Annotated in this window: 22 protein-coding genes; 18 read left to right on the top strand and 4 right to left on the bottom strand. The window is 45.3% G+C overall.

What is annotated here, in order from left to right; all coding sequences use genetic code 11:
* Nucleotides 1-8 precede the first annotated feature (8 nt).
* The 3 genes from fliP to MMA19_RS22955 form a co-directional block, all read right to left on the bottom strand.
* A complete protein-coding gene (gene fliP, locus MMA19_RS22965) occupies nucleotides 9-722 on the bottom strand; it encodes a flagellar type III secretion system pore protein FliP (protein ID WP_050798619.1) in 714 nt (237 codons plus the stop codon).
* 75 nt (nucleotides 723-797) lie between these two features.
* Nucleotides 798-1,166, bottom strand: coding sequence for a flagellar motor switch protein FliN (fliN, locus tag MMA19_RS22960; RefSeq protein ID WP_240207325.1), 369 nt, complete (start codon nucleotides 1,164-1,166; stop codon nucleotides 798-800).
* A complete protein-coding gene (locus MMA19_RS22955; protein ID WP_038228713.1) occupies nucleotides 1,163-1,981 on the bottom strand; it encodes a FliM/FliN family flagellar motor C-terminal domain-containing protein in 819 nt (272 codons plus the stop codon). The genes fliN and MMA19_RS22955 overlap by 4 nt, the downstream gene beginning before the upstream one ends.
* A 519-nt stretch (nucleotides 1,982-2,500) precedes the next feature.
* Between MMA19_RS22955 and MMA19_RS22950 the strand changes: the two genes are divergently transcribed.
* The 15 genes from MMA19_RS22950 (at nucleotide 2,501) to tatC (ending at nucleotide 16,602) form a co-directional block, all read left to right on the top strand.
* Entirely contained in the window at nucleotides 2,501-3,370 is an 870-nt protein-coding gene (locus tag MMA19_RS22950; RefSeq protein ID WP_240207323.1) for an OmpA family protein, read from the top strand.
* Nucleotides 3,371-4,699 carry a sigma-54 dependent transcriptional regulator gene (locus MMA19_RS22945; RefSeq protein ID WP_240207321.1) on the top strand — a complete coding sequence of 443 codons (1,329 nt, stop codon included), beginning with the start codon at nucleotides 3,371-3,373 and terminating at the stop codon, nucleotides 4,697-4,699.
* A 12-nt stretch (nucleotides 4,700-4,711) separates the two neighbouring features.
* Nucleotides 4,712-5,068, top strand: coding sequence for a flagellar hook-basal body complex protein FliE (gene fliE, locus MMA19_RS22940; protein ID WP_006072170.1), 357 nt, complete (start codon nucleotides 4,712-4,714; stop codon nucleotides 5,066-5,068).
* A gap of 3 nt (nucleotides 5,069-5,071) precedes the next feature.
* Nucleotides 5,072-6,820: a flagellar basal-body MS-ring/collar protein FliF gene (gene fliF / locus MMA19_RS22935; RefSeq protein WP_240207319.1), complete on the top strand. Its 1,749-nt coding sequence runs from the start codon at nucleotides 5,072-5,074 to the stop codon at nucleotides 6,818-6,820.
* Nucleotides 6,786-7,802, top strand: coding sequence for a flagellar motor switch protein FliG (locus tag MMA19_RS22930; protein WP_006072174.1), 1,017 nt, complete (start codon nucleotides 6,786-6,788; stop codon nucleotides 7,800-7,802). The genes fliF and MMA19_RS22930 overlap by 35 nt, the downstream gene beginning before the upstream one ends.
* A 3-nt stretch (nucleotides 7,803-7,805) precedes the next feature.
* Nucleotides 7,806-8,555 carry a flagellar assembly protein FliH gene (fliH, locus tag MMA19_RS22925; RefSeq protein ID WP_006072177.1) on the top strand — a complete coding sequence of 250 codons (750 nt, stop codon included), beginning with the start codon at nucleotides 7,806-7,808 and terminating at the stop codon, nucleotides 8,553-8,555.
* On the top strand, nucleotides 8,548-9,894 hold the full coding sequence (gene fliI, locus MMA19_RS22920; RefSeq protein WP_171390131.1) for a flagellar protein export ATPase FliI: 1,347 nt from the start codon (nucleotides 8,548-8,550) through the stop codon (nucleotides 9,892-9,894). The genes fliH and fliI overlap by 8 nt, the downstream gene beginning before the upstream one ends.
* 28 nt (nucleotides 9,895-9,922) lie before the next feature.
* Nucleotides 9,923-10,354, top strand: coding sequence for a flagellar export protein FliJ (fliJ, locus tag MMA19_RS22915; protein ID WP_062462583.1), 432 nt, complete (start codon nucleotides 9,923-9,925; stop codon nucleotides 10,352-10,354).
* A 67-nt stretch (nucleotides 10,355-10,421) separates the two neighbouring features.
* Entirely contained in the window at nucleotides 10,422-11,936 is a 1,515-nt protein-coding gene (gene rmuC / locus MMA19_RS22910) for a DNA recombination protein RmuC (RefSeq protein WP_038228722.1), read from the top strand.
* Between the two features lie 45 nt (nucleotides 11,937-11,981).
* On the top strand, nucleotides 11,982-12,764 hold the full coding sequence (gene ubiE / locus MMA19_RS22905; protein ID WP_006072183.1) for a bifunctional demethylmenaquinone methyltransferase/2-methoxy-6-polyprenyl-1,4-benzoquinol methylase UbiE: 783 nt from the start codon (nucleotides 11,982-11,984) through the stop codon (nucleotides 12,762-12,764).
* Nucleotides 12,765-12,774: 10 nt separating this feature from the next.
* Entirely contained in the window at nucleotides 12,775-13,419 is a 645-nt protein-coding gene (locus MMA19_RS22900) for an SCP2 domain-containing protein (protein WP_006072185.1), read from the top strand.
* On the top strand, nucleotides 13,416-15,050 hold the full coding sequence (gene ubiB, locus MMA19_RS22895; RefSeq protein WP_063604233.1) for a ubiquinone biosynthesis regulatory protein kinase UbiB: 1,635 nt from the start codon (nucleotides 13,416-13,418) through the stop codon (nucleotides 15,048-15,050). The genes MMA19_RS22900 and ubiB overlap by 4 nt, the downstream gene beginning before the upstream one ends.
* 54 nt (nucleotides 15,051-15,104) lie before the next feature.
* Nucleotides 15,105-15,359: a Sec-independent protein translocase subunit TatA gene (gene tatA, locus MMA19_RS22890; RefSeq protein WP_006072188.1), complete on the top strand. Its 255-nt coding sequence runs from the start codon at nucleotides 15,105-15,107 to the stop codon at nucleotides 15,357-15,359.
* Between the two features lie 3 nt (nucleotides 15,360-15,362).
* Nucleotides 15,363-15,764, top strand: coding sequence for a Sec-independent protein translocase protein TatB (gene tatB / locus MMA19_RS22885; RefSeq protein ID WP_240207317.1), 402 nt, complete (start codon nucleotides 15,363-15,365; stop codon nucleotides 15,762-15,764).
* A gap of 82 nt (nucleotides 15,765-15,846) precedes the next feature.
* Nucleotides 15,847-16,602: a twin-arginine translocase subunit TatC gene (gene tatC / locus MMA19_RS22880; protein WP_006072191.1), complete on the top strand. Its 756-nt coding sequence runs from the start codon at nucleotides 15,847-15,849 to the stop codon at nucleotides 16,600-16,602.
* A gap of 318 nt (nucleotides 16,603-16,920) precedes the next feature.
* Here the strand turns inward: tatC and MMA19_RS22875 are convergent, their stop codons facing one another.
* Nucleotides 16,921-17,682, bottom strand: coding sequence for a TatD family hydrolase (locus MMA19_RS22875; protein WP_240207316.1), 762 nt, complete (start codon nucleotides 17,680-17,682; stop codon nucleotides 16,921-16,923).
* A 142-nt stretch (nucleotides 17,683-17,824) separates the two neighbouring features.
* Between MMA19_RS22875 and hemB the strand changes: the two genes are divergently transcribed.
* The 3 genes from hemB to polA all read left to right on the top strand — a co-directional run bounded on the left by hemB (nucleotide 17,825) and on the right by polA (nucleotide 22,833).
* A complete protein-coding gene (gene hemB, locus MMA19_RS22870; RefSeq protein WP_006072195.1) occupies nucleotides 17,825-18,862 on the top strand; it encodes a porphobilinogen synthase in 1,038 nt (345 codons plus the stop codon).
* 92 nt (nucleotides 18,863-18,954) lie between these two features.
* Nucleotides 18,955-19,383: a GNAT family N-acetyltransferase gene (locus tag MMA19_RS22865; RefSeq protein WP_240207314.1), complete on the top strand. Its 429-nt coding sequence runs from the start codon at nucleotides 18,955-18,957 to the stop codon at nucleotides 19,381-19,383.
* Between the two features lie 651 nt (nucleotides 19,384-20,034).
* On the top strand, nucleotides 20,035-22,833 hold the full coding sequence (gene polA, locus MMA19_RS22860; protein ID WP_240207312.1) for a DNA polymerase I: 2,799 nt from the start codon (nucleotides 20,035-20,037) through the stop codon (nucleotides 22,831-22,833).
* Nucleotides 22,834-22,970: the final 137 nt, after the last annotated feature.

The raw sequence follows: 22,970 nt of genomic DNA, 5'->3' as shown, positions 1-22,970 counted from the left end.
TCACGCTCTCATCCACTGCCAAAGCTGGCGGATAGGGTTCCGACTGTCATCGCCCAACCATCAACCAAAACGAATACCACCAATTTAAATGGTAATGAGACAATCAATGGCGAAAGCATCATCATACCCATTGCCATCAAGACACTTGCGACTACCAAATCTATGATTAAAAAAGGAATAAACAACATGAAGCCGATCTGAAACGCGGTTTTTAGCTCACTGATCACAAAGGCTGGAAGAACAATAGCAAAGGAAATATCCTCCACCTTTGAATCCACCGGTTCGTTGGCAATGCGCAGCATTTGTTCGAGTGAATTACGTTGAGTTTGGGCGAGCATAAAATTGCGTACCGGCTTTTCTGCGGTAGCAAAAGCTTGCATCAAAGTGATTTCGCCTTGGTCATAAGGAACGAAAGCGTGCTCATACACATCGCTCCAAACGGGCCGCATGATGAGGATGCTCAGACTGAGTGCAATACCGATTAATACTCGGTTGGGGGGACTTTGTTGTAAGCCCAAAGCCTGACGCAAAATCGCTAACACGACAATGATGCGAGTGAAGCTGGTGGCCATCAAAATGAACGCAGGTAAAAAGCTCAAAGCTGTCATCAAGAGCAAGATTTGCAGCTTTACGCTGTATTCTTGTTCTGATTGACCATCGTTAACGGTTAGAAAAGTCAGCCCGTTATCCGCTAAAGCGGGATGAGCAAACAAACCGAGCATGACGATGACCAAGCCTATGAGGAGCAGGCGTAGGTTCGAAGGATAAGCGATACCAGCTAAACGCAGTTTCACGAGCTACTTACCCATAGAAGTGAGCGCAGAATCAACGACATCAATCAGTCTCAGGCCGTACTTTTCGTTGACGACGACGACTTCGGCATGCCCCATTAGAGAACCATTAACCTTCACATCCAACGGTTCGCCATTTAGCTTATCAAGTTCGATAATACTGCCTTCACCGGCAGACATCAGATCGCCTAGTGCAACCTCTTTGCTGGCGACTTCAAGCGTCACGGTGACGGGAATATTTTTGAAGAAGCTAAGATCTCGCTCAGATTGAACTGGAGCGGCCGTAGGGGCGTCGGTATCAAAGTCCTCAAGTTGAAAGTCATCGAAGCGCAGTTCGTCACCGTCGAAGACACTTTGTTCTGGCGAATCGCTCATCGGTTGGTTTCCTTATCATCATTTAAAATTAAAACGAGTTGTCCTTCTTGTTCTGCCACGCGCCCTGTGAATAGGGTCTCTTTACCAATGTTCACTGGAGCGTTATTGAGCAGTTCAATAGGGAGAATGTCGTCGGCTTTGAGTTTGAGTACTTGTGTTAAAGGCAACACGGTCTTACTCAATTGAACATTCAATCGGACTGGGGTTTTATGCAAGGCATGATTGAAGTCACTTGCCATATGTGGATTGGGTGTTAATTCCAGTTCGTCGATTAGCGTCTGAATCAGGGCACTGTCTAGTGTGATGGCTAATAGAGCTTGTTGGTTACGCACATGAATGGATAGCGTGGCAGTAATGCCAATACCCGGAATAACCTCAAATTCATGTTGTTTCCATGCGGTTTCTGGCGCTATCCATTGCGAGGTGCACTTGGCAATGCGCTGTAATAGTCGCAAGTCGCTATTGGTGAGCTCCCCACCGCTGCGTTCCATGCTAGTGCTATAAAATTGGTCAGATAAGCGCATTAGCATGGTGGACTCCATCGACACATAGAGCATGCCGTCGTCGCTATGTTTGAGCACTGAAACACTGGTGACATCTACGTTGGTTTGCGGTAGTTCCGTAAGCGAAACATGGTCCAATTCGACTAACACTTGTTGTGTTTTTAACCAAGCTTGTAGTTCAAGGCTTAGCTGTTGGCATGAGTTAATCAATAGCTCTTCGAGCTTATTGCGAATGATATGAATGGGTTTACCTAATAATTCCACATTAAGAGTTTGCACCTGTTCAGGCATCTCTGTTTTTTGCATATCCATATCTTTACCAAACGTAATCTGAGTGGGGTTTCATTTGTAATTATGTGTTGCTATTTAATAACAAAACGTCATTTTTCGTCAGTCTACTCTGGTTTTTTTATTTATTTTTAGCCCTCTAATGTAAATTTGTGAACTTGGTTCATATGTTTGTTTTCGCTATATAAAGCATCTTTAAATATAAAATAAATACAGGTAGCTTAATTAAATAATAATTATATTTCATGGGCAAAATAGCGACTAAATAATGCGCACAGCCCTTATATAGCAACAATCAGAGTGAGTATTTTATCTAAATTTATGTTTTATAACGCCTATCAAGGAATTTTATAAAACGTCTCTCTCATATGAAAGTAGGCTTCTATGTATTATGTGAAAGAGATATAGATGGACAGCAATATGATCTATGGCTTAGTTAAAAAATATTATTTCTCATTATGTCGAGATTTTTCTCGGTCAAGAGAATGTAAAATACAAATTCACACTTTCGCTGTTAATAAGATGTACCCATTGGTGTTATTAATGGGGATGTTTTTTGGGATTAAGATCTCACACGCAGCGGAAGTAAATATTCCGATGGATTTGGTTAATTGGCAATTTGTAGAGGGAGAATTTGAGTGCCAGCTTGTTCAGACCTTGCCAAATAATAGGGGGAAGTTTTATTTCCACGCGGAACCTAATAACCAACTGTCGGCAGTTCTTCATTTACCTAACAATAACATCAAACAAGCACAGCTATTTCAGTTATCAGCACCATGGCATACCCCAGTGCAACACACCATGATTGATGATGCTGCGAAAACAACGCGTGGCTACGCCATCTTTGATGTGGATATTGATGCTTTATTAGCAGCCACCACTCGTGGGGCTTGGATCAGAGTGAGTTCTATGCAAGCTGCCAATCAAGTAGGTGATGCCTTTGTTTTACCTTCCACTCGAATTGAATCGGCGTACTTTAGCTTCAATCAGTGTCGCTCCAAATTACCTGAAATGAACTACAGCCAAGCGAGAGATGTGGTGTTGAAGTTTGATTTTGGCCAACGAGTGGTCACCAGTGAACAGCGTCAAACACTGCAATCATTAGCCAGCTATATCAAAGCAGATGGCCACATATCAAAAGTGCTGGTGGATGGACACACAGATAATGTCGGTTCGTCATTGAGCAACCTACAGGTGTCACGAGTACGCGCCGATGACGTCGCCAGTGTACTCACTGAGTTAGGGACGCCAGCCAAACTGATCGAAGTACGAGCCCATGGCGCCCGTTACCCCGTGAGCAGCAATGAGACTGAGTTTGGTCAAGCTAAGAACCGCCGAGTTACGGTTCGAGTGGTTCGTCACCCTTCCACCAACACAGCGTCTTCAACGGATCTGAAGACGGAGGTTCAGTAAATGAAAAAGGATATTCTCTACGTTGAGCCTTGTGAGCAAAACGCTCAACCTATTATCGACCTATTAACGGAGCAGGGCTTTAGCGTAAATCATGTTCGAACTGGTCGTTCGGCGTTGTTAACCGCTTCAAGCTCCATCAGTTTAGTCAGCTCCAATCTGCCCGATATGAGTATTCGTGAGTGGATTGCCTGTCATCAGCGAAAAGCTAACCCTGGTGTAGCCATTGCCATCGTCGAACAAAACCAAGGTATATTAGCCGCAGAAGCGATGAAGGCGGGGGCGACAGATTACTTGCTGCGTCCATTTGAAGCAGCGCAACTGGTTAACTTGATTCGTCGCGTTGAGGCATTAGATAAACCAATGGCCAATATTGTGGCGGAGTCTTGGCGAAGCAAACAAGTCTTGCAATTGGCGCACCGTGCGGCGTGCACCAGTGCTAGTGTGTTGATTACTGGGGAATCGGGTACCGGCAAAGAAGTACTCGCTCGTTACGTCCATGATCAATCGCCTCGCGCACAGCAGCCTTTTGTAGCCGTTAACTGTGCCGCTATTCCTGAGTCCATGTTAGAAGCGGTACTGTTTGGTCATGTGAAAGGAGCATTTACCGGCGCGACGGGTTCACAAACCGGTAAGTTTGAAGAAGCTAACGGTGGCACAATTTTGTTAGACGAAATTGGCGAAATGTCACCAGCCGTTCAAGCTAAGTTATTGCGAGTGCTTCAGGAAAGAGAAGTAGAGCGTGTGGGTAGCCATAAGTCGATTGCTTTAGATATTCGAGTGATTGCGGCCACTAATAAAGATCTTCGCGAAGAGGTTCAAAAAGGGACGTTCAGAGAAGACTTGTATTACCGCTTAGACGTATTGCCGCTGCATTGGCCGCCACTTCGTGATCGCAAAGATGACATCCTACCTATTAGCCAATTCTTTATTAATAAATACAAAGAGCAAGCCAATTGCTACTTATCTGAGGATGCGCAGCAAGCGCTTAGTCAATACCACTGGCCCGGCAATATTCGTGAATTAGAGAACGTGATTCAACGTGCGCTCGTCATGCGCCACGGCGACTATATTACGGCTCACGACTTGATGTTGCCGATTGAGATACCTGCTTTTAATCCTGTGGTGTCCAATGAAAACCTAATGGGACACGTGGAAGTCAAAAAGCAGGCGGAATTCCAATTTATCTTAGAAAAACTACGTCAATTTGGCGGAAACCGAACTAAAACGGCGGACGCTCTAGGGGTTTCTACGCGAGCACTGCGCTACAAATTAGCTGCGATGCGAGAGCAAGGAATCGATCTACAGTCAGCCATTGGCTCGGCTGCGTAAAGGAGAAATTTGATGGCGATGCAACCTATAAATAACGCGTTATCCGCAGAGCAATTAATGCTGACAAAAATGCAGGTAATGCAGCAGCACGTGCAGCCTGATTTTGTGGTGTCCAATAACCCAATCGATGTGAACAAGGTTAATGAACCGATGGCATTTTCTGGTGCAATGAAAAATGTGCTTGATATGGTGAACCAGCATCAATCTACGGCATCACAGAAAATCACAGCAGTAGAGACTGGGGAGAGTGATGATCTTGTTGGAGCCATGATTGCTAGCCAGAAAGCGAGCTTGTCGTTTTCTGCTCTAATGCAAGTTCGCAACAAGGTAGTTGCTTCCTTTGAAGATATTATGAAGATGCCGGTGTAGAACATGTCAGAATTAGCACCTCAAACTGTGGCGGCAGCGGGACCAATCGATGTTGCCCCCAAAACAGCAAACTCATCGAATATGAACGATATCAACGCCAAGGTGAAGCAGCTGTGGTCAAGCTCGCAGCGTAACTTGGTATTGTCAGCAGTACTGGCTGCTATTGTTGCAGCCATTATTGTGGTGGCGCTGTGGAGTTCTTCGCAAAGTTATCGTCCGCTATACAGCCAACAAGAACGTTTTGATATTGGTGAGATTGTCTCGGTATTAGAGTCCGAAGGTATTGCCTATCGACTGCAAGAGCAGAACGGTCAAGTGTTAGTCGCAGAAGGTCAAGTGGCGAAAATCCGTATGTTATTGGCGGCGAAGGGCGTTAAAGCTCAGCTGCCAACCGGATTGGACTCACTTAAAGAAGACAGTTCTTTGGGAACGAGCCAGTTCATGGAAAATGCCCGTTACCGTCATGGACTCGAAGGTGAACTAGTACGCACCATCATTTCTCTTAATGCTATCTCTAATGCCCGTGTTCACTTAGCCATTCCAAGACAGACATTGTTTGTTCGCCAACAAGGTGAAGAGCCGTCGGCGTCGGTGATGATTGAGCTTAAGCCGGGCGAAGATCTGAAACCTGACCAAGTCGAAGCCATCATCAACTTGGTAGTGGGTAGCGTAACGGGAATGAAACCAGAGTTTGTTTCGGTTATTGATCAATATGGCCGTTTGTTGAGTGCCGATGTTGGCTCGGCAGAAGCAGGTAAGGTCAATGCGAAATATCTGGAATATCAAAAGAACGTTGAAAAGCAGATCATTCAACGTGCGGCAGATATGCTTACGCCGATTGTAGGTCCGAGTAACTATCGTGTCCAGGTTGCGGCGGATATGGACTTCAGTCGAGTGGAAGAAACGCAAGAAATCCTCGACACTAATCCGGTGGTGCGCAACGAGCACAGCATTCAGAACAATACCATTGATAAAATAGCACTTGGTATTCCGGGCTCTCTGAGTAACCAACCGCCAGTGACAGGTGAAGTGCCAACCAATGATAGTCAAAATACCAATGCACGCAGTGAGCTAAATCGTCAGTACGCGGTAGGCAGCAGCGTGCGCCGTACTCAATATCAGCAAGGTCAAATCTCTAAGCTAAGTGTCTCTGTACTCCTTAATGAAAGTGCTGCGCCAAATGGTACAGCATGGACACCAGCCGAACGCGCACAAATATCAACGATGATCACCGATGCTGTAGGTATCTCCGCCGATCGTGGAGACAGCTTGAGTCTAATGAGCTTTAACTTCACCCCAATTGAAATCGAAGCGCCACCGGCTATGCCGTGGTGGCAAGACCCGACAGTGCAACAGCCTCTGCGTTATGTCATTGGCGGTATGCTCGGAATGGCGATGATCTTCTTTGTACTTCGTCCATTGATTATGCACCTAACGGGAGCGGACAAGCGTGGCAACGAACTTGAATTCGCTGAGCCTCAAGAAGAGGAATACCAAGAGAATATTCAGACTCGTGAAGAGCGCGAACGTGAAGAGATGCTGAATCGTCGATTGTCTGAGAAAGGCATAGAATCCACCTCTTCAGGTCTTGATGCTAGCAGTGACATGCTGCCCCCTCCAGGGTCGCCGTTGAAAATTCAACTTAAACATCTACAGCTTATTGCCAATGAAGAGCCTGAGCGCGTAGCGGAAGTACTTAAACAATGGGTAAATGTGAATGAAAACAGCACAGTCAACGCCAGCAACGCTTAGTCATGTTGAGAAAACCGCTCTTGTGCTCTTAGGTATGGGGGAGGACGCCGCTGCTCAGGTGCTGCGTCATTTCTCTCGCGATGAAACACAGCGTGTCACCCGAGCGATGGCACGCCTAAGTGGCATCAAAAGTGATAATGCCAAAGGGGTGATTCAACACTTCTTCGAAGACTTTAGACAGCACAGTGGTATTCGTGGTGCCTCAAAAGAATACCTGTCGAACACATTGCGTAAAGCTCTGGGGAATGATTTAGCTAAGGGATTACTTAATAACCTGTATGGTGATGAAATTCGCAATAACATGCAGCGATTGCAATGGGTTGATGCGGAGATCTTGTCGAGATTTGTAGCGAAAGAGCACCCTCAGATGCAGGCTATATTCTTAGCCTATTTACCTCCAGAGACCTCCTCTGCGGTACTGAGTTACCTTCCTGCAGATTATCACGATGAGTTGCTGTATCGCATTGCTCGCTTACAAGATATTGACCATCAAGTGGCAGCGGATCTTAACGAATTAATAGAACGCTGTATTGAGCAGGTATCAGTAAGTCAAAGTGCACCTATGTCTGGCGTTAAACAAGTGGCTGACATCATCAACCGTTTCTCGGGTGACCGAGCAATGTTGATGGAAATGCTCAAACTGCATGATGAAGACGTCGTCAGTGAAATTGAAGAGAATATGTTCGACTTTATGGTGCTAGGTAGGCAGCGTGAAGACACCATGGATACGTTGGTTCAGCAAGTACCAATTGAGCTTTGGGCGGTGGCGTTAAAAGGGGCGGAAATTACCTTGCAGCAAGCGATCAAACGTTCGATGCCACAGCGTATGGTTAAAGCACTGGAAGACGATATGCAATTGCGCGGCGCAGTGCCTGTTAGTGCGGTTGAGCGTGCTCGCAATGACATTATGCAGATCATCAAAGAGCTATCGGAAGCAGGCGAGATCGAGTTGTCGCTATACCAAGAGCAGACGGTGGAGTAAGCCATGAAGGAAAAAGCGATATTTACCTTGCCACCTAGTGGTTATAGACAGCACCGCTTCCCGCCATTGGCACAACCTTCAGCAGTGGATGAGTTTACCGCTGAACTCAGTTGGGATGACGCACCGACACAAATCGACGTGCAGGAACGCCTTGAAGAAGGCTTTCAACAAGGGCTAGAGCGTGGTCATCGAGAAGGCTTAAACCAAGGAATTGAGCAAGGCAAGCAACAGGGTTTATTGGAAGGTCAAAAAGAGGGCTTTCAAAAAGGTTTTGTCTCGGGTGAACAGTCGGGCAAGCAAGCGTTCCTTGATGCCGTTAAACCTGTTAATGATATCTATGTGTCACTGTCTCGCTGGCAGGAAGAAAAAGAACAGCAACAACGCCATATCATCTGTGAGTTGGTGCAAAAAGTGGCGCAGCAAGTCATTCGTGCTGAGTTGACGCTGATGCCTCAGCAAATTCTGGCATTAGTCGATGAGACCCTGGAGGCCATGCCGGGTAAAACCGAAAAGGTCACCGTACACCTAAACCCACAAGACCTTGAGCGTATTACCCAGATTAACCCTGAGCTAGCTGACGGTTGGAAGTTAGTTGCCAAACCAGAACTGCCCGTTGGTGGCTGTCATTTGGTGACAGAAGATGCTGAAGCTGACGCCAGTTGCGACTCTCGATTGGAGTCGTGTATGGATGCAGTAAAAGAGCACTTATTGGATGAAGTGACACCTATTGATTTAGCGAGTAACGATGACTAGTGCTTCCTCCCCTCTACTTCATGACCGCCTAAACGATGCGATTGCGTCGCTTAACCTAGTACCTGTTGCGCGAGTCACAGGTCGATTAGTAAAGGTAAACGGTTTAATGCTGCAAGCGGTTGGTTGTCGATTTAAGCTTGAGCAACGTTGTTTGGTTGAGACAGATGAAGGCGATATGATTGAAGCGCAAGTGGTGGGCTTTGACCATAATATTGCCTACCTCATGCCCGTTCGTCAGTTGGGGGGATTATTTGCCGGTGCCAAAGTCATACCGCTTGATGGTGATAGCTCGGTTAATTTGGGCAGCCATTGGTTAGGGCGTGTGGTGAATGGACTTGGTGAAGCATTGGATGATGGCGCGGTGCTAAAAGGAGGCGATCGTGTCTCTTTAGAGCCGAAACCAATAAACCCATTAAAACGTCGTCCCGTTGATACGCCACTGGATGTTGGTGTTCGTGCGATCAACGGTTTACTCACTGTCGGCAAGGGTCAGCGCATTGGTTTAATGGCAGGTAGTGGTGTGGGTAAAAGTGTGTTGATGGGGATGATTACTCAAAACACCGAAGCTGATGTCATTGTTGTTGGCTTGATTGGTGAGCGTGGCCGTGAGGTGCGTGAGTTTATCGAACGTAATTTGACGCCAGAAGCGCGTAAGAAAGCCATTATTATTGCGGCTCCTGCGGATGAGTCACCATTAATGCGCTTACGAGCCACATTACTTTGTCATCGAGTTGCCGAGTATTTTCGGGATAAAGGCAACGATGTGTTGTTGCTGATGGATTCTTTAACTCGCTATGCCATGGCGCAGCGTGAAATTGCGTTAGCATTAGGTGAACCTCCGGCATCAAGAGGATATCCACCTTCGGTTTTCAGTGTCTTGCCTCAGCTGTTGGAGCGTGCCGGTAACAGTGAGCATCCCGATGGCAGTTTGACTGCCATTTACACGGTTTTAGCAGAAGGGGATGACCAACAAGATCCTGTAGTGGATTCTGCCCGCGCAATTCTAGATGGTCATGTGGTGCTCTCTCGCTCATTGGCCGAGCAAGGACACTATCCGGCGATTGATATTAATGCATCGATCAGCCGTTGTATGTCAGGATGTACTCCTGAAGCGCACAGTACGCTAGCCAATCAATTTCGTCAGCTTTATTCCAACTATTTGCAAGTGAAAGAGCTGCTTCCTTTAGGCGGTTATCAGCCAGGCCAAGACCCTGAACTCGACCAATCGGTGGCGATGCACCCTCAACTCAAAAACTATCTATTGCAAGCGGCCAATGATGCGGTGGATTTTCAGACATCGTTAACGGAGCTGGCGCAGCTATTTCAAAACCCTAATTAAGTAGGAAGCCAAACGCTAACCAAAAACTATGGATAGTAAAATTCGTGCAGTCGGTAAAATAACCCAAGTAGAGGAATTACGACGTGATCAGATTGGTGCGCGTTTGGAATCTATGCGCCACCAAAATGAGCATTTGGCTAAGCAGCTACTGGCATTGTCTGAACTGAAAACATTAAATCACAGTGGCTCAAATCAAACCAATAGCATGGGGTTGATGAACCTTAACCTTGTTGACCAAATGCTGCAAAAAATGCTGAATCATCAAAAGCATGAGCAAGCGGTGATGGAAGCACAGTGTCAGTCGGTTCAGAAACAGCTGCAACAAAAAGCGGCAAGAGTGCACGGACTAGAGCAAGTGCTGGATCGTTGGAGTAAAAAACAAAACTACGAAAAAGCAAAGCGTGAACAGAAGCTTATCGAAGATATCATCAACTCACGTATCAAGCGGCGTGCCTTGTAAATATCTGGACATTTATCCAGTATAAATTACCATTAGCTATAGAACCTAGGCTGATGGCACGTATACAATGCAATGGATAATTGATAACCAAACCCTCCTACTTTCAATCACTTCTATTTCAACTTGTCTCGGATTTTCCGCCGCTGCAATTCTGCACTTTAAGTCACGTCAGATGGAGCAGATGTTTGAGCAAAAAGCGCAGTTAGAAAAGACCGCTTTAGAGCAAGAAATTGAACGCTTACGCCACGACCTTCAAGACGCAAAGCAAGAGCTTGATGAACTGGATGACGAACGAGATAAATCTGCGTTTGAGCTTAAGCAAGCGCATGGCAAAGTCATGGCTGCAATGGAAAAGCTGCGTTACTTTGAAGCAGTGAAGCAAGAACGTCAGCAGTATGCGACTGACCTTGAATATGTGAAGCAGCAGCGGGCTCAGTCTGAAGCCGAGCTGCGTGAACAGTTAGCGACTTATCAGCAACAACAGCGCTCTGACCAAGAAAAGCTTGAGCTTCTACAGCAATCTGAATTGCGCTTAAAAGAGCAGTTTGAGCGTCTAGCCAACCAAGTGTTTGAAGCCAAAACGGCTAAGGTTGACGCACAAAACCGACAAAGTTTAGAGGGCATCCTGTCGCCACTCAAAGAGCAGTTGGAAGGGTTTAAAAAGCAAGTTAATGATAGTTTCAGTCAGGAAGCCAAAGAACGCCATACCTTGGTTCATGAACTAAAGAACCTACAACGTCTTAACGATCAGATGACCAAAGAGGCGATGAACCTCACCCAAGCGCTAAAAGGTGATAATAAACAGCAAGGCAACTGGGGTGAGGTGGTTCTGGCACGCGTGTTGGCTGAATCAGGACTGCGTGAAGGTCACGAGTATCAAACCCAAGTCAGCCTGCAAAATGAAGCGGGTAAACGATATCAGCCGGATGTGATTGTTCATCTTCCCCAAGAGAAGCAAGTGGTTATCGACTCGAAAATGGTGCTGGTGGCTTATGAGCGCTACTTTAATGCTGAGACAGATGCCGAACGCGATCGTGCATTGAGTGATCATCTGATTGCGCTACGTAATCATATTCGAGGATTGTCGCAAAAAGATTACCATCAACTAAAAGGTATCCGTTCGCTCGATTATGTCTTGATGTTTATCCCGGTAGAGCCTGCATTCCAAGTGGCGATTCAAGCCGATCCGAGTTTGGTGAAAGAGGCGATGGAGAGCAACATCATTTTGGTCAGTCCAACCACCTTGCTGGTGGCGCTGCGTACTATTGATAACCTTTGGCGCAACGACCGCCAGAATCAGAATGCACAGGTGATTGCTGACAAGGCGAGCAAGCTTTACGACAAGTTGCGTTTGTTTGTTGATGATATGGAAGGGCTGGGCGGCGCACTCGATAAAGCGAACCAAAGTTATCAAGGTGCAATGAACAAATTGGCCACCGGAAGGGGCAATGCGATCCGTCAAGCGGAGAGTTTTAAGCAACTTGGTGTGGAAGTGAAACGCTCCATTTCTCCTTCTCTGACAGAAATTGCACAAAATGATGCGTTGGTGGAAAGACAACCAGACATGGATAAAGTAAACTGACCGTCTGCGGCGTAGGTGATGTTGCGCCGCCTAAGAGGAAGAATAATGACGGATAGTAACGTGCAATCAAATCAGCTTAATCAACAAGACGAAACTACACACTTTGGTTTCACAACAGTCGCGAAAGAAGAAAAAGTGACAAAAGTTGCTGAGGTATTTCACTCGGTAGCAGCAAAATACGACATCATGAACGATTTGATGTCTGGTGGTGTTCACCGCTTATGGAAGCGCTTTACTATTGATTGCAGTGGTGCGAGACCGGGTCAACGTATCCTTGACCTTGGTGGTGGTACTGGTGACCTGACGGCTAAGTTTTCTCGTATCGTTGGTGACAAAGGTCATGTGATTCTCGCTGACATCAACAACTCCATGTTGAATGTGGGTCGCGACAAATTGCGTGATACTGGTATTGTCGGTAACGTTCATTACGTTCAGGCTAATGCTGAAGAGCTGCCATTCCCAGATAATTACTTTGACTGTATTACTATCAGTTTCTGTCTACGTAACGTGACCGATAAAGATAAGGCGCTGCGTTCTATGTATCGCGTACTGAAGCCGGGTGGTCGCTTACTGGTACTTGAGTTTTCAAAACCTATCCTTGAGCCTCTATCTAAAGTTTACGATGCGTATTCTTTCCATCTGTTGCCGAAAATGGGTGAATTGGTAGCGAACGATGCAGAAAGTTATCGTTATCTTGCTGAATCTATTCGAATGCATCCAGATCAAGAGACTCTGGAAGGCATGATGAAAGACGCTGGCTTTGAGCAGACCAAATACTTCAACCTAACGGGTGGTATTGTTGCGCTGCACCGTGGATACAAATTCTAAGGACTGAGCTATGCCCTTTGACCCATTAGTCACCGCGGTGGTGGAAACCACGCTCAATACCTTAATCAAAGATGACGATGCGTTGGTTAAGCGCGTTGCACGTCTTAAAGGTCAGATTATTCAAGTTCATTTGCGTGAGTTTAATAAGTCACTCACTTTTGTGTTTAGTCATCAGTTGGATGTTCTTTCCAATTATGAGGGTGAGCCGGACTGTTATTTATCTTTAAACCTTTCGGTACTTCCTGAACTAAAAGAGCAGGCGAATATCACCAAGCTTATCAAACAGGATAAGTTGCAATTGGAAGGCGACATTCAGCTGGCTCAGAAGTTTTCTGCTCTGCTAACCGATTGTAAACCAGATCTAGAAGAGTGGTTATCCCGTGTAACTGGTGATGTGGTGGCACATACTGCGGTTCAAGGAGCGAAAGGGCTCTTTTCTTTCTTCGCATCACAAGCTGCAAAGCACCAAGACCACTTTGGTCAAGTATTAACGGAAGAGTGGAAAATTGCTCCGCCACCGTTAGCGGTAGCAGCATTTTGTGACGACGTTGATGAAGTGCGTAGCCAAGCAGATAGACTGAGTGTGCGTTTGGAGCGTTTAATTGAAGCGACATCAAGCGATGATTCTAATGATGCATCGGCGGAGCGCGCATGACTCCAAGTGAAATCAAACGTCTTTATCGAATCATAAAGGTTCAGCTTGAGTATGGCTTAGATGAGTTGATGCCCACGCATCAGCTCACCAAAGCCCCGTTGCTAGCGCGCAAATCTTTGTTCTGGATGAAGAATAAACATCCAGACAAGCCGCTTGGTGAAAGGCTTAGGTTGGCACTGCAAGAGTTGGGTCCAGTATGGATTAAATTTGGTCAAATGATGTCAACGCGTCGGGATCTATTCCCTCCGCATATTGCTGATCAACTTGCGCTACTTCAAGACCAAGTGTCGCCATTTGATGGACACTTAGCCAAGTCGCAAATGGAACTGGCTCTCGGTGGCCCTATTGAACAATGGTTTGATGATTTTGATATTGAACCCTTGGCATCGGCCTCAATTGCTCAGGTTCATACTGCTAAGCTGAAAGACACTGGGCAAGAAGTCGTCTTGAAAGTGATTCGTCCAGATATTCGTCCTGTTATTGATGCAGATCTTAAGCTGATGTATCGCATGGCTAGGATAGTGTCGAAAGCTCTACCGGACGCTCGCAGGTTAAAACCTGTTGAAGTGGTGCGCGAATACGAAAAGACCTTATTGGATGAGCTTGATTTAAGACGTGAAGCGGCCAATGCAATTCAATTGCGTCGCAATTTCGAAGGCAGTGAAGAGCTTTATGTTCCTGAGGTTATGCCGGACTTTAGTAGCGAAAGCTTAATGGTCTCTGAGCGAATCTACGGTATTCAAGTGTCTGATATTCCGACACTTGAAGCGAATGGCACTAATATGAAGCTGTTAGCGGAACGTGGTGTGAGCGTATTCTTTACTCAGGTGTTTCGTGACAGTTTTTTCCATGCCGATATGCATCCAGGCAATGTGTTTGTTAGCTATGAGCACCCAGAGAATCCACTTTGGATTGGTTTAGATTGCGGCATTGTTGGCACGTTAAATAGCGAAGATAAACGTTATCTGGCGGAAAACTTCCTTGCTTTCTTTAACCGTGACTATCGTAAAGTGGCTGAGCTGCATGTCGACTCCGGTTGGGTACCAACCGATACTAACGTCGATGAATTTGAGTTTGCTATTCGCATGGTGTGTGAGCCAATTTTTGCCAAACCTTTGTGTGAAATCTCTTTCGGCCATGTGTTACTGAATCTATTTAATACCGCGCGCCGGTTCAATATGGAAGTACAGCCCCAGCTTGTCTTGCTGCAAAAGACCTTGCTCTATGTCGAGGGGTTAGGCAGACAGCTCTATCCGCAGCTAGACTTATGGGAGACGGCGAAACCATTTTTAGAAAAATGGATGGCGAACCAAGTAGGGCCGCAAGCTGTTATAAACGGAATTAAAGAACGCGCTCCGTTTTGGGCAGAAAAGTTACCGGAACTACCAGAGTTGCTGTACGATAGCCTTAAACAAGGTAAGGCTATGAATCAACGCATGGACATGCTGTATCAAGGATACCGTGAAACAAAACGGCAACAAGGTACAGGTAAATTTTTGTTTGGCGTTGGTGCAACTTTAATCGTATGCTCTGCCATATTACTGGGAGGGCCATATCAGCAGTTATCTGCATTGTCAGGCGCTGTTGGTATCACATTTTGGCTGTTAAGTTGGCGTACTTACAGACGTTAAGCGATAAACTCGTATTAATTTTTTATTTGTTAATCAAGACCCGAGGTAGAAAGAATGGGTGGTATTAGTATTTGGCAACTTCTTATTATTGCCGTGATCGTTGTTTTGCTATTTGGTACTAAGAAATTACGCGGTATCGGTGGCGATCTTGGTGGTGCGGTGAAAGGCTTTAAGAAAGCTATGAGTGAAGATGACAACACAACGGCGAAATCAGACACGAAAGACGCTGATTTTGAGCCAAAGAACATCGAGCAAAAGCAAACAGCAGACGCATCGACAGAAGCGAAGAAAGATAAAGAGCAGGCATAATTCGTGTTTGATATCGGTTTTTGGGAACTGGTACTCATTTCAGTAGTTGGTCTAGTCGTTCTAGGACCAGAACGTCTACCAACTGCAATCCGAAGTGTTTCTCGTTTTATCAGCTCTGCGAAGGCTATGGCAAATAATGTCAAAGATGAGCTTTCACACGAACTCAAGGTGCAAGAGCTTCAAGAGAACCTGAAAAAAGCTGAGAAAATGGGCATGGAAGACCTCTCTCCTGAACTGAAAAGTTCGGTGGAGGAACTGAAACAGGCCGCGCAAGAGGTGACTCGTCCTTATGCGAGTGACAAACCAAAAGCGTCGACATCGGAAGCCAGTGCAGAAGTACCTGCTGCTGAAGTGGCAAAGCCTGTTGAGAATGAGTCTCCAGAAAAAGATCTTAATAAGGGCTGAGCTTCAGCCCTTATCGTTTTCATTCCGAAAGTGCCAATGAGATAAACCTTCTCTTAGCACTTTTATTTTATTCGAGGTTTTCATGTCTAGCGTCGAACAGACACAGCCTTTGATCAGTCACCTGCTTGAGCTAAGAAATCGACTACTACGCGCGATTACGGCTGTGTTAGTGGTTTTTCTGGCTTTGGTTTATTTCTCCGGCGATATATACGATTTCGTTTCTAAGCCTTTAGTAGAGCGACTACCTGAAGGTGCAACGATGATAGCAACTGACGTTGCTTCGCCATTTTTTACGCCACTGAAATTGACGCTCATTGCGTCCATCTTTATTGCGGTTCCTTTCATCCTTTATCAAGTATGGGCGTTTGTTGCCCCTGGTTTGTATAAGCATGAAAGACGGCTGGTGATGCCATTGATGTTCTCAAGCTCGCTGCTGTTTTACTGTGGTGTGGCATTTGCGTATTTTGTCGTATTCCCACTAGTGTTTGGCTTCTTTACTGCCATTTCCTTAGGAGGGGTAGAGTTTGCGACGGACATTTCGAGCTATCTCGACTTTGTACTTGCACTCTTCTTGGCGTTTGGTATTGCCTTTGAAGTGCCTGTCGCGATTATCTTATTGTGCTGGACAGGTGCGACGTCGGTAGACAGCCTCAAGCAGAAGCGACCATACATTATTGTTGGTGCGTTTGTTGTCGGTATGATGCTGACGCCACCAGATATGATTTCTCAAACCTTGCTCGCTATACCTATGTGTTTGCTGTTTGAAGTCGGGTTGTTCTTTGCAAGATTTTATACTCGCAAAGATGACGAGGAAGAGTCTGAAGCAGAAGACGCATAACCATTCAAAAACAATAAAAAATAGCGGCTACTTTGGCCGCTATTTTTTATTTCACCGTGACGATATGTCCGCACCTTGAGCATACGTAGATCTCTTTTATGCCCCTAAGCTTTTGCCATAGCGTACGTTTTTGTCGTTGTAGTAAATTTCCATGTTTACACATAAGCGACCTCCCCAGGTTCTTGGTATTAGGGAATATGCCTTTTTTATTATCAAATCATTGGCATATAGTACGGTCACGTATTCTACTCCCTGATATGCAACTACACCATATCAAAATTGGAGGAATATCACAGTTTGATATGAATAAACAAAAACTTACAATCTAAATAGTGATTTAGCATTTTGTGTCGTGATGTCCAAGATCTGCTGTTCGCTCATAGTTCGAACGTCTGCGATACGCTTTAAGACTAACTCAGTGTAAGCTGGTTCATTTCGTTTACCACGATGTGGGACGGGCGCTAGGTAAGGACAATCTGTCTCAAGAATCACCCAGTCTAAGTCTAATTCTGGAATCACTTTGTCCATGCCGGAGTTTTTGAACGTTGATACGCCGCCAAGACCGAGATGAAAGCCGAGGTCATTTATGGCTTTGGCTTCATCCAAGTTACCGCCAAAACAATGGAATACGCCAGAAAGGTTGCCATCTTGCTCACCTTTTAGCAGAGTTAGGGTTTCTTCAATTGAGTCTCGGGTATGAACAACAACTGGCAAGTCGACCTCTTTCGCCCAGTTTAGCTGGGTAATAAAAGCGCGTTCTTGTTCCGCTTTATAGGTCTTGTCCCAATATAGATCTATGCCTATTTCACCAACGGCGATAAAGTTGTGCTTATCAAACCAAGAATAAATGGCTTTTAAGGTCTGCTCGACGTCGCCATCCACGTAGCAAGGGTGAAGTCCCATCATTGAGCGACACATGTCTGGGTAGGCGGCTTCGGTGGCCAGCATGGGCTCAATAGACTCTAAATCAATGTTGGGTAACAGGATATGTTCGATGCCCGCAGCGCGAGCTCGTTGTACGACTTCGTCGCGATCGTTATCAAATTCTGTAGCGTAGATGTGAGCGTGTGTGTCTATCATAGTCGCGTCATTGTAGTTTCACTGATCAAATAATAGGTTGAGTATATCGTTTCTGATTTAGCATTTTCCAATTTTACTACTAGCATGATGAAACAAGAGTGATATGCTTGGTTTTCGCATTTGTCCAGACAAGGAGAGAAAGGTGTCTGTATCGATTCAAGGTCAATTCCCAGCACGACGTATGCGCCGCATGCGCAAGCATGATTTCAGCCGACGTTTGATGGCGGAGAATAAAGTGTCGGTGGATGATTTGATCTATCCAATGTTTATTCTTATGGGGAAAAACCGCAGAGAGACGGTAGATTCTATGCCGGGTATTGAGCGTCTATCTATAGACTTGATGCTGGAAGAAGCGGAATATTTGGCTCAGCTTGGTGTTCCTGCCATTGCTCTTTTCCCAGTCGTCACCCAAGACGCGAAAAGTCTTTGTGCAGCTGAAGCACACAACCCAGAAGGTTTGGTGCAACGTGCAGTGCGCCTACTAAAACAGAATGTACCCCAAATGGGTGTGATTACCGATGTGGCGCTCGATCCGTTTACCACGCATGGTCAAGATGGCATCATCGATGAAGACGGCTACGTGCAAAATGATGAGACGACAGAAGTACTAGTCAAACAGGCGCTATCTCATGCAGAGGCTGGGGCGGACGTAGTTGCTCCGTCTGACATGATGGATGGACGTATTGGTCGAATTCGTGAAGCGCTTGAAGAAGCTGGCTATATTCATACGCAAATCATGGCTTACTCTGCAAAATACGCGTCAAATTACTATGGTCCATTCCGAGATGCCGTTGGTTCTGCATCGAACTTGAAGGGCGGGAATAAGAAAAACTACCAAATGGATCCGGCTAACAGTGATGAAGCCTTGCATGAAGTAGCAATGGACATCAATGAAGGCGCAGATATGGTGATGGTGAAGCCAGGTATGCCTTATTTGGATGTAGTACGTCGTGTACGAAGTGAGCTACAAGTACCGACTTTTGCTTATCAAGTGTCCGGTGAATATGCGATGCACAAAGCTGCGATTCAAAATGGCTGGTTGAAAGAGCGTGAGACAGTCTTAGAGTCTTTGCTTTGCTTCAAGCGTGCTGGCGCAGATGGTATTCTTACTTACTTTGCTAAAGATGTCGCGGAGTGGCTAGCTGAAGAAAATGGTCAAGCAAAGACCTTCTTGAAATAGTTAGCTTAGATTAGCGACATTCTTGAGTGTGAAAAGCCGGTTGTATAAACCGGCTTTTTTAGTTTTGCCAATAACAGTTAGGAGTGAATGATATGTTGGTTCGTGAAGGAACGCTTGAAGAGGTGGTGAGTATCGTTGAACTTATCGAGGAATTTGCTCACAAAGAAACCATCGAAAGCCTGCAAGCACGCTTGAATGGCCACAAGCACCTGATATTAGTGGCAGAAAAAGCGGGAGTCTTGCTGGGCTTTAAAATTGGCTATCAGATTGATGAGGTTAATTTTTACAGCTGGTTCGGCGGAGTCTCTCCTGTGGCAAGACAGCAGGGTGTTGCTCAAGTTCTGATGGAGCACCAAGAACGCTGGGCGAAGCAACAAGGTTACCAACACATTACGGTTAAATCGCGTAATCAGTTTCCATCCATGTTAAGGCTGCTGATAAAAAATGGATACTTTATCTATGACTGTGAGCCGAAGCCGTTAGTGATTGAAACCAGAATTAACTTTATTAAGTATCTGTAAAATATAAACAAATAGAAGATGGCTGATGGTGATAAAAATTTAATGAGAAAAATTCTCAATTAGTTGTTGACGATTTAAATGAGAATGATTACTATTAACTTGTCCTAAGGAAAAAGGTTCTGATTACTTCAGTCGCACTAGTGACCAGATTTCAATCAAGCTTGGTTCTTTTTGACACGACATTGCTCACATTGCTTCCAGTGTATTTATAGCTTTTTGGTCGGTTAGATGTACTCAGATAATGAGATAACCTCCTCCTATTTTTGCTAGGCGACATCCTTGATGTCGCTTTTTTTCTGCCTAGTGATTGAGCATTATTTGAGCGGTTATAAATAGAACATAATTCTGCAACGATTGCTTTCTGTAAAAGAAGGTTTTCCACATGGCTTGATCCTGAAAGGATCATAGTTATACATGTAGATCTGAATATATTTACATATAAAACAAAGGCTTATTATAAAGTTTTTGTTCTTTTTTAGTTATCCACTTCGATTTAAAACAACTCTATAAACAGACTTATCCACAGAAGGTGATGCCATAATCGCCAATATTATTCTTAAGCTGTGTATATAGCCAGTGAAAGGTCGTGGCATAGTGCCATGAGACGTGGCATTCTTATAGCTTATAACCTGCAATCTTGGATAATTAGACATGGCTCATATACCAGACAACCCACTGATTCTCATTGATGGATCTTCCTATCTTTACCGAGCTTTCCACGCCTACCCAGAAACGATGAGCAATGGTGAAATACCAACCAATGCGGTTTACGGTGTAGTGAACATGCTGAGAAGTATGATGCGTCAATTTGCTTCTGAGCGAATTGCGGTGGTGTTTGATGCGAAAGGTAAAACTTTCCGTGATGATATGTATCCGGAATACAAGGCAAACCGTCCTCCAATGCCTGATGATTTGAGATGTCAGATTGAGCCTCTGCATAATGTGATTAAAGCAATGGGTCTGCCATTGATCTGTGTACCTGGCGTGGAAGCGGATGACGTTATCGGTACGCTGGCACATCAAGCATCGCAAGCAGGTATGCCTGTGCTTATTAGCACGGGTGATAAAGATATGGCTCAGCTTGTGGATGATAATGTTACGCTGATCAATACCATGACCAACGTAGTGATGGATCGAGAAGGTGTGGTAGAGAAGTTTGGTATTCCTCCAGAGCTTATCATCGATTATCTCGCTCTAATGGGCGATAAAGTGGATAACATTCCAGGTGTCCCTGGCGTCGGCGATAAAACCGCGACGGCATTGCTTCAAGGCATTGGTGGGATCAAAGATCTTTATGAACGCTTAGATGATATCGCACCGCTTGGTTTCCGTGGTTCTAAAACCATGGCTAAGAAACTTACAGAGCATAAAGATAATGCAGTTTTGTCTTATGAGTTAGCGACGATTAAGCTTGATGTCGAATTAGACTGCACGCCAGAGTCTCTTTTAAAGCAGCAACCGAACGTGGATGAACTGACAAAATTGTACGGTCAGCTTACCTTTAAGTCATGGTTAAATGAGCTACTTGAAGGTGGTACTGGTGAAGTTGAAGCAGTGGAGAGCGCAGCAAGAAAAACCACCAGTGCATCTCAAAGTGATGAACAATCTGAGATGGACACGTCACAAGTCACCATTGATCGCAGTGCCTATGAAACCATCCTGACTGAAGAGAGCTTTAACAGTTGGTTAGAGAAACTGAAATCTGCTCCTGTTATCGCTTTTGATACTGAAACCGACAGCCTAGATTATATGGTGGCGAACCTTGTTGGTCTGTCATTTGCGATTGAAGAAGGGGGGGCGGCATATGTTCCTGTAGCTCATGACTATATTGGTGCGCCTGAGCAGCTTGATCGTCAGTGGGTTTTAGAACAGTTGAAGCCGCTATTAGAAGATGATGCTATTGCTAAGGTTGGACAAAACCTAAAATACGATGCCAGCGTACTAGCTCGTTACGATATTGAGCTTAAGGGCATCAAGTTTGACACTATGCTAGCGTCTTATGTCTACAACAGTGTTGGTGGCAAGCATGATATGGATAGCCTTGCTCTGCGTTTCTTGCAACATAGCTGTATCTCTTTCGAACAAATTGCAGGTAAAGGTAAAGCGCAGCTCACTTTTAACCAGATCGATCTTGAGCAAGCATCACCTTATGCTGCAGAAGATGCTGACGTGACCTTCCGACTCCATCAGCGTTTGAATGCAGAGCTTGAGAAGAATGAAGCGCTGAATCGTATCTACCAAGATATTGAAGTACCACTGGTGCCAGTTCTGTCTCGTATTGAACGTACGGGGGTACTGATTGACGATATGTTGTTAGGCGCGCAGTCTCAGGAAATTGCAGCAAGACTGGATGAGCTGGAACAAAAGGCGTTTGAAATTGCCGGACAAGAGTTTAACTTAAGCTCGCCAAAACAGCTTCAAACCATTTTCTTTGAGAAGATGGGCTTACCTGTAATCAAGAAAACACCATCCGGTGCGCCTTCTACTAATGAAGAAGTGCTACAAGAGCTAGCGCTAGACTATCCATTACCAAAGCTGATTTTGGAATATCGTGGGTTGGCTAAACTGAAGTCGACTTATACTGACAAGCTTCCTAAGATGATCAATCCAGAGACTGGCCGTGTTCATACGTCATACCACCAAGCCGTAACGGCGACTGGCCGTTTGTCGTCGACTGATCCAAACTTGCAGAATATTCCAATTCGTAATGAAGAAGGACGCCGTATTCGACAAGCGTTTATTGCACCGCATGGATGGAAGATTCTTGCAGTCGACTATTCTCAAATTGAACTACGAATCATGGCTCATCTGTCTGGTGACAAAGCGTTATTGGATGCGTTCAAAAATGGCAAAGATATTCACGCGGCAACCGCGGCAGAGATCATTGGTGTCGATATTGATCAGGTGACCAGTGAACAACGTCGCCGTGCAAAAGCGATTAACTTTGGTCTTATCTATGGCATGAGTGCATTTGGCTTATCTAAGCAGTTAGGTATTCCTCGTGGTGAAGCGCAACAATATATGGATACCTATTTTGAGCGTTATCCAGGAGTGATGCAGTACATGGAAGACACGCGCTCGTTGGCGGCTGAAAAAGGTTACGTGGAAACCATCTTTGGTCGTCGCCTACATCTACCAGAAATCAAATCGCGTAATGGTATGCGTCGTAAAGCAGCGGAGCGAGCGGCGATCAACGCGCCTATGCAAGGTACTGCTGCAGATATCATCAAGAAAGCGATGTTACTCGTTGATGAGTGGGTGCAAGCGGAAGGCGAGGGTAAGGTTAAGCTTCTTATGCAAGTACACGATGAACTGGTATTTGAAGTGGAATCGTCATCTTTGAGCGAAATTGAAAGTAAAATACAAAAATTGATGGAATCAGCAGCAGAGCTTGATGTTCCATTGGTTGCGGAAGCTGGTCACGGTGACAACTGGGATCAGGCTCACTAGACAATTTTTGAGCAATTTGAGCAAATTAACATGAGCCAGCGCACAGTCGTTGGCTTTTTTTTGTCATTAAAAAAGTTTTTATATCTAAAACAGTTATGTCTATTAACAAAACTTTCATGAAAAAAAACTACAAAAAC

Source organism: Vibrio sp. CyArs1 (genome assembly GCF_022432925.1).
In the GTDB taxonomy this organism is placed as follows: domain Bacteria; phylum Pseudomonadota; class Gammaproteobacteria; order Enterobacterales; family Vibrionaceae; genus Vibrio; species Vibrio mediterranei.
This window is presented reverse-complemented; position numbering and strand designations above follow the sequence as displayed.

What these genes read in the sequence shown, in the direction of transcription:
- fliP (WP_050798619.1), bottom strand. Translation starts at nt 722, where the DNA reads ATGCTCGGTTTGTTTGCTCATCCCGCTTTAGCGGATAACGGGCTGACT.
- fliN (WP_240207325.1), bottom strand. Translation starts at nt 1,166, where the DNA reads ATGAGCGATTCGCCAGAACAAAGTGTCTTCGACGGTGACGAACTGCGC.
- MMA19_RS22955 (WP_038228713.1), bottom strand. Translation starts at nt 1,981, where the DNA reads ATGGATATGCAAAAAACAGAGATGCCTGAACAGGTGCAAACTCTTAAT.
- MMA19_RS22950 (WP_240207323.1), top strand. Translation starts at nt 2,501, where the DNA reads ATGGGGATGTTTTTTGGGATTAAGATCTCACACGCAGCGGAAGTAAAT.
- MMA19_RS22945 (WP_240207321.1), top strand. Translation starts at nt 3,371, where the DNA reads ATGAAAAAGGATATTCTCTACGTTGAGCCTTGTGAGCAAAACGCTCAA.
- fliE (WP_006072170.1), top strand. Translation starts at nt 4,712, where the DNA reads ATGGCGATGCAACCTATAAATAACGCGTTATCCGCAGAGCAATTAATG.
- fliF (WP_240207319.1), top strand. Translation starts at nt 5,072, where the DNA reads ATGTCAGAATTAGCACCTCAAACTGTGGCGGCAGCGGGACCAATCGAT.
- MMA19_RS22930 (WP_006072174.1), top strand. Translation starts at nt 6,786, where the DNA reads ATGAAAACAGCACAGTCAACGCCAGCAACGCTTAGTCATGTTGAGAAA.
- fliH (WP_006072177.1), top strand. Translation starts at nt 7,806, where the DNA reads ATGAAGGAAAAAGCGATATTTACCTTGCCACCTAGTGGTTATAGACAG.
- fliI (WP_171390131.1), top strand. Translation starts at nt 8,548, where the DNA reads ATGACTAGTGCTTCCTCCCCTCTACTTCATGACCGCCTAAACGATGCG.
- fliJ (WP_062462583.1), top strand. Translation starts at nt 9,923, where the DNA reads ATGGATAGTAAAATTCGTGCAGTCGGTAAAATAACCCAAGTAGAGGAA.
- rmuC (WP_038228722.1), top strand. Translation starts at nt 10,422, where the DNA reads ATGCAATGGATAATTGATAACCAAACCCTCCTACTTTCAATCACTTCT.
- ubiE (WP_006072183.1), top strand. Translation starts at nt 11,982, where the DNA reads ATGACGGATAGTAACGTGCAATCAAATCAGCTTAATCAACAAGACGAA.
- MMA19_RS22900 (WP_006072185.1), top strand. Translation starts at nt 12,775, where the DNA reads ATGCCCTTTGACCCATTAGTCACCGCGGTGGTGGAAACCACGCTCAAT.
- ubiB (WP_063604233.1), top strand. Translation starts at nt 13,416, where the DNA reads ATGACTCCAAGTGAAATCAAACGTCTTTATCGAATCATAAAGGTTCAG.
- tatA (WP_006072188.1), top strand. Translation starts at nt 15,105, where the DNA reads ATGGGTGGTATTAGTATTTGGCAACTTCTTATTATTGCCGTGATCGTT.
- tatC (WP_006072191.1), top strand. Translation starts at nt 15,847, where the DNA reads ATGTCTAGCGTCGAACAGACACAGCCTTTGATCAGTCACCTGCTTGAG.
- MMA19_RS22875 (WP_240207316.1), bottom strand. Translation starts at nt 17,682, where the DNA reads ATGATAGACACACACGCTCACATCTACGCTACAGAATTTGATAACGAT.
- MMA19_RS22865 (WP_240207314.1), top strand. Translation starts at nt 18,955, where the DNA reads ATGTTGGTTCGTGAAGGAACGCTTGAAGAGGTGGTGAGTATCGTTGAA.
- polA (WP_240207312.1), top strand. Translation starts at nt 20,035, where the DNA reads ATGGCTCATATACCAGACAACCCACTGATTCTCATTGATGGATCTTCC.